4 protein-coding genes and 1 tRNA gene are annotated in these 4,063 nt (G+C 69.6%); 3 read left to right on the forward strand and 2 right to left on the reverse strand.

The annotated features are described in order from the left end of the window. Positions 1-2: 2 nt before the first annotated feature. Positions 3-887: a siderophore-interacting protein gene (locus tag DSP71_RS11060; RefSeq protein WP_220151110.1), complete on the forward strand. Its 885-nt coding sequence runs from the start codon at positions 3-5 to the stop codon at positions 885-887. Between the two features lie 45 nt (positions 888-932). Here DSP71_RS11060 and DSP71_RS22250 read toward each other — a convergent pair. Both DSP71_RS22250 and DSP71_RS11065 read right to left on the reverse strand, forming a co-directional pair. Beyond that, positions 933-1,008: transfer RNA gene (locus tag DSP71_RS22250), tRNA-Met, on the reverse strand. 87 nt (positions 1,009-1,095) lie between these two features. Beyond that, positions 1,096-2,082, reverse strand: coding sequence for a YafY family protein (locus tag DSP71_RS11065; RefSeq protein ID WP_113681119.1), 987 nt, complete (start codon positions 2,080-2,082; stop codon positions 1,096-1,098). Positions 2,083-2,144: 62 nt separating this feature from the next. Between DSP71_RS11065 and DSP71_RS11070 the strand changes: the two genes are divergently transcribed. Both DSP71_RS11070 and DSP71_RS11075 read left to right on the forward strand, forming a co-directional pair. Then, on the forward strand, positions 2,145-3,200 hold the full coding sequence (locus DSP71_RS11070) for an ABC transporter ATP-binding protein (protein ID WP_113681120.1): 1,056 nt from the start codon (positions 2,145-2,147) through the stop codon (positions 3,198-3,200). Continuing rightward, entirely contained in the window at positions 3,197-3,976 is a 780-nt protein-coding gene (locus DSP71_RS11075) for an ABC transporter permease (protein ID WP_113681121.1), read from the forward strand. The genes DSP71_RS11070 and DSP71_RS11075 overlap by 4 nt, the downstream gene beginning before the upstream one ends. Positions 3,977-4,063 lie beyond the last annotated feature (87 nt).

The following is a 4,063-nucleotide window of genomic DNA, read 5'->3' on the forward strand; positions in this document are numbered from 1 at the left end:
GCATCCACCGCGGCATCGTCAGCAGCACCACCACCCTCACTCCGACCCTGGTCCGCGTCACGCTCGGCGGCGAGGGCGTCGCCGAGTTCCTCAGCACCGGCATCGGCGACGAGTACGTGCGGGTCTTCTTCCCACACGGCGACGACCCGATGGATGTCTCGCTGCCGGTGCCCGCGGGCGACTGGTGGGAGACACCGGAGGGAGCGCCAGAGGCACCGATGCGCACCTACACGATCAGCGGAGTGCGCCCGGACGCCGGTGAGCTCGACATCGACTTCGTGATCCACGAGGCGGGTGTCGCCGGTCCCTGGGCCGCCCGCGCGCAGCCGGGTCACGTGCTCGGGCTGAACTCCCCCACCGGCCTGTACTCGCCGCCGGAGGGCATCACATGGCAGGTGCTCGTCGCCGACCTCACCGGGCTTCCGGCGGTCGCGCGCATCATCGCCGAAGCACCTCGGGGCGTGCGCACGCGGGTCGTGCTCGAAGTGCCGAGCGAGTCGGACCGCATAGGTCTGGAGGCGGGGGCGGATGTCGAGGTCACCTGGGTGGTCGGCGGCAACGGTCACGGCCCCAGCGCACTCGGCCCGCTCGTGCGCGGCATCGTCGACGACCGGCTCCCCCTCGATGAGGGCTACGTGTGGGTGGCCGGCGAGACCGTGGCGCTGCGAGACGTGCGCAAGTATCTGCGCAAAGAGCTCGGCCTGCCCGCGACCCGGTTCAAGGTCGTCGGCTACTGGACGCCGGTCGCTGCGTGGGAGGAGAAGTTCGCCGCGCTGCCCGAGTCGGTGCAGAAGGAGTTGGACGCGATCTGGGCCGATGCCGAGGACGACGAGCCCGAGGACGTGCAGGTGCGTTTCGAGGAGCGCCTGGACCAGCTCGGGTTGTGACGACGGCATCTCAGCGGACGCGAGGCTGCGCCGAACCTTCTGGAGTGGACGCGACGGCGGGAGTCGAACCCGCAACGCCATCAGGTATGAGCTGAGGCCCGGGACCGCCCGGATCGCCGCGATGGGAATGACGTTACCCGGCCGTTATCTGACCCGCCAGGACCGTTGCCTGGGATAACCCTATGAGTCTGTGGATGACGTCGCTGCGTCACTCGGCGTCATCCGGCTCGGGGGCGTCGAGGGCACGCAGCAGGCGCCCGACGGCCTCGCGCAGCTCACTCCGATGCGGATCAGACAACGCTACGGCGTACTCGACGCCCTCGGGGATCCAGAGCAGTCCGTACATGGCCTCGCGCCAGTCCGAGCCGCCGACGGGCCAGCGTGTGCGGTCCTCGCCCACAGGCGTCGCGCCCTGCCACCACGGCCCGAAGTGCTCCTGCATCTCGGCGAGCGGCAGCTCCATCACCGCAGCCGCCTCGACCTTCTGCGGCGACCACGACGAGGCGATCAGCACACGCTCTTCGATCTCCTCCTCGGTGATCTCCCGGCGCGTGAACAGCACCCGCGTGTGCTCGACCGCGGCGATGCGGTCGACGCGGAAGGTGCGCCAGTCGTCGCGGTCGAGGTCCCAGCACAGCAGGAACCACTTGCGACCGGCCGGGGCCAGGGCGTGCGGCTCGACCCGGCGCACGCTCTCCTGCCCCTCGCCGTCGACGTACCTCAAACGCAATCGCTCGGTGTCGCGGGTGGCGAGGGCGATCTCCCCGAGCACCTCCGGCGAGACCACCGGTCCCTCTCCGATGCGCGGCGCCTGCACCGACGCGGCGAGCGCGTTCACCCGCTGCCGCAGCGCCGAGGGCAGCACCTGCTCGAGCTTCGCCAGCGCTGTGAGTGTGACCTCCGGTCCGCCGACGAGCTGCTGGGTCGCGGCCACGCGCAGCCCGATCGCCATCGTCACGGCCTCGTCGTCGTTGAGCAGCAACGGTGGCACGGCATTTCCGGCCTCCAGTCGATAGCCACCGGCCACACCGGGGGTCGACTCCACTCGATAGCCGAGCTCGCGCAGCCGGTCGACGTCGCGGCGCACGGTGCGTTCGGTCACTCCGAGCCGGGTGGCGAGCTCGGTTCCCGGCCAGTGCCGGTGCGTCTGCAGCAGGTTCAGCAGGGCGAGGGCACGGGAGGTGGTGTCGGTCATGCGCCTCAGATTGCCAGATGATGCGGACAGGATCTGTCCGCATCGGTTTCTACTCTCTCCCCATGAACGAATCCCTCATCGAGACCGAAGGCCTGACCAAGGTCTTCACCGTCAAGAAGACGCCGGTGCATGCCGTGACCGACGTCTCCTTCACCGCCGCGCGCGGAGAGCTCGTCGCCTTCCTCGGGCCGAACGGCGCGGGCAAGTCGACGACGCTACGGATGCTCACGACCCTGATCCCGCCCACCTCGGGGCGAGCGAAGGTCGTCGGGCACGACATTCGCACCGACGCGGCAGGGGTCCGTGCCCGCATCGGCTACGTCGGACAGCTCACCAGCGGAAGCTTCTCGCAGCGGGTGCGCGACGAGCTGCTGAGCCAGGGCGCGTTCTACGGGTTGTCGCGGCGGGACAGTGTGCGCCGGGCGGACGAACTCATCGAGTCGCTCGATCTCGCGTCCTTCGCGACCCGCAGTGTGCAGCAGTTGAGCGGCGGGCAGAAGCGCCGACTCGACATCGCGCTCGGGCTCATGCACGCGCCGCCACTCATCTTCCTCGATGAGCCTTCGACCGGACTCGACCCGCAGAGTAGAGCGAACCTCTGGGAGCACATCCTCGACCTCCGCACCCAGCACGGCACCACGGTCTTCCTCACCACGCACTACCTGGAAGAAGCCGATCGTTACGCCGAGCGGGTGATGGTCATGGACAAGGGACGCATCATCGCCGACGACGACGCCGCCTCCCTCAAGGCGACCCTCGCCGGCGACGTGCTGACCTTCGGCTTCGCGGATGCTGCCGAAGCGGTGAGCGCCCGCGCCGTGGTCGCCCGTCTCACCTCCGCCGAGGTCGCCGTCGACGATGCCTCGATCTCGGTCGCGGTGCAGGACGGCGACCGGTTGCTGCCGGTGATCGTGCGCGAACTCGACGCCGCCGGGATCGTCGCGCGTAGGGCCACCGGCGTGCCACCCACGCTCGACGACGTGTTCCTCGCCCTCACCGGGCGCACGCTACGCGAAGCAGGCGAAGGAGCGGATGCCGCGGGCGAAGCACCCGAATCCTCCGCCCCCGCCGACACCCGCACAGCTTCAGAGAACAGCACGACAGGAGTCCTCTCATGATCACCAACGACACGCTCGTGCGCCCGAACCTCGCGCGCGACACGCGGAATGTGCTGACGCGCGAGCTCAAGCCCGTGCTCCGCGATCCGTTCACGCTGATCTTCAGCCTGCTGCAACCGCTCATCTTCCTCGGGCTGTTCGCGCCCCTGCTGATCGGCGACTCGGGACAGCCTGCCGGAGAGACGCTGGCCTGGTTCGTGCCGGGGGTACTCGTGATGATCGTGCTGTTCGGCACCGGGTCTACCGGGTCTAACCTGCAGTACGAGATGATGACCGGCTCGCACGAGCGCACCCTCGTCGCCCCGCTCGCCCGTTCTTCCCTGCTGGTCGGACGCGCCCTCAAGGAGATCGCGCCGATCGTCGTGCAGGCCTTGGTGATCGTGCTGATCGCCTGGCCGTTCGGCTTCGCGGCCGACATCCCGGGCCTCCTCGTCGGCCTGGCGCTGCTGGCCGTTTTCGGGGTGGGCCTCGGCTCGCTGTCCTACTCGCTCGCTCTGGCGACGAAAGACCGGGAGTGGCTGTTCTGGGGTGTGCAGCAGTCGCTGATCTTCCCGCTGCTGATCCTCTCCGGCATGCTGCTGCCGTTGGACGCTGCCCCCGACTGGATGCGGGTCGTCGCCTCGGTCAACCCGGTGAACTGGGTGGTGCAGGCCGAGCGGGCACTGTTCGCCGGAGACCTGGGAGACGCGACCGTGCTGTGGGGCTGGGTATCGGCGCTCGCGGTCGCGGTGGTCGGGCTGATCGTCGGAGTGCGCGCGATCCGTCGCAGCAGCTGAGCGGGGCCCGGCGGTGCGTCGCTGCGTGCGAAAACCCAGACGCGGCAGCGCACCGTCGGCGTGTCCGCCCTCGACGCGCCGCCCTCG

Origin of the sequence: Microbacterium sp. H6, from assembly GCF_003314775.1 — a bacterium.
Lineage (GTDB): Bacteria > Actinomycetota > Actinomycetes > Actinomycetales > Microbacteriaceae > Microbacterium > Microbacterium oxydans.

What these genes read in the sequence shown, in the direction of transcription:
- DSP71_RS11065 (WP_113681119.1), bottom strand. Translation starts at nt 2,082, where the DNA reads ATGACCGACACCACCTCCCGTGCCCTCGCCCTGCTGAACCTGCTGCAG.
- DSP71_RS11070 (WP_113681120.1), top strand. Translation starts at nt 2,145, where the DNA reads ATGAACGAATCCCTCATCGAGACCGAAGGCCTGACCAAGGTCTTCACC.
- DSP71_RS11075 (WP_113681121.1), top strand. Translation starts at nt 3,197, where the DNA reads ATGATCACCAACGACACGCTCGTGCGCCCGAACCTCGCGCGCGACACG.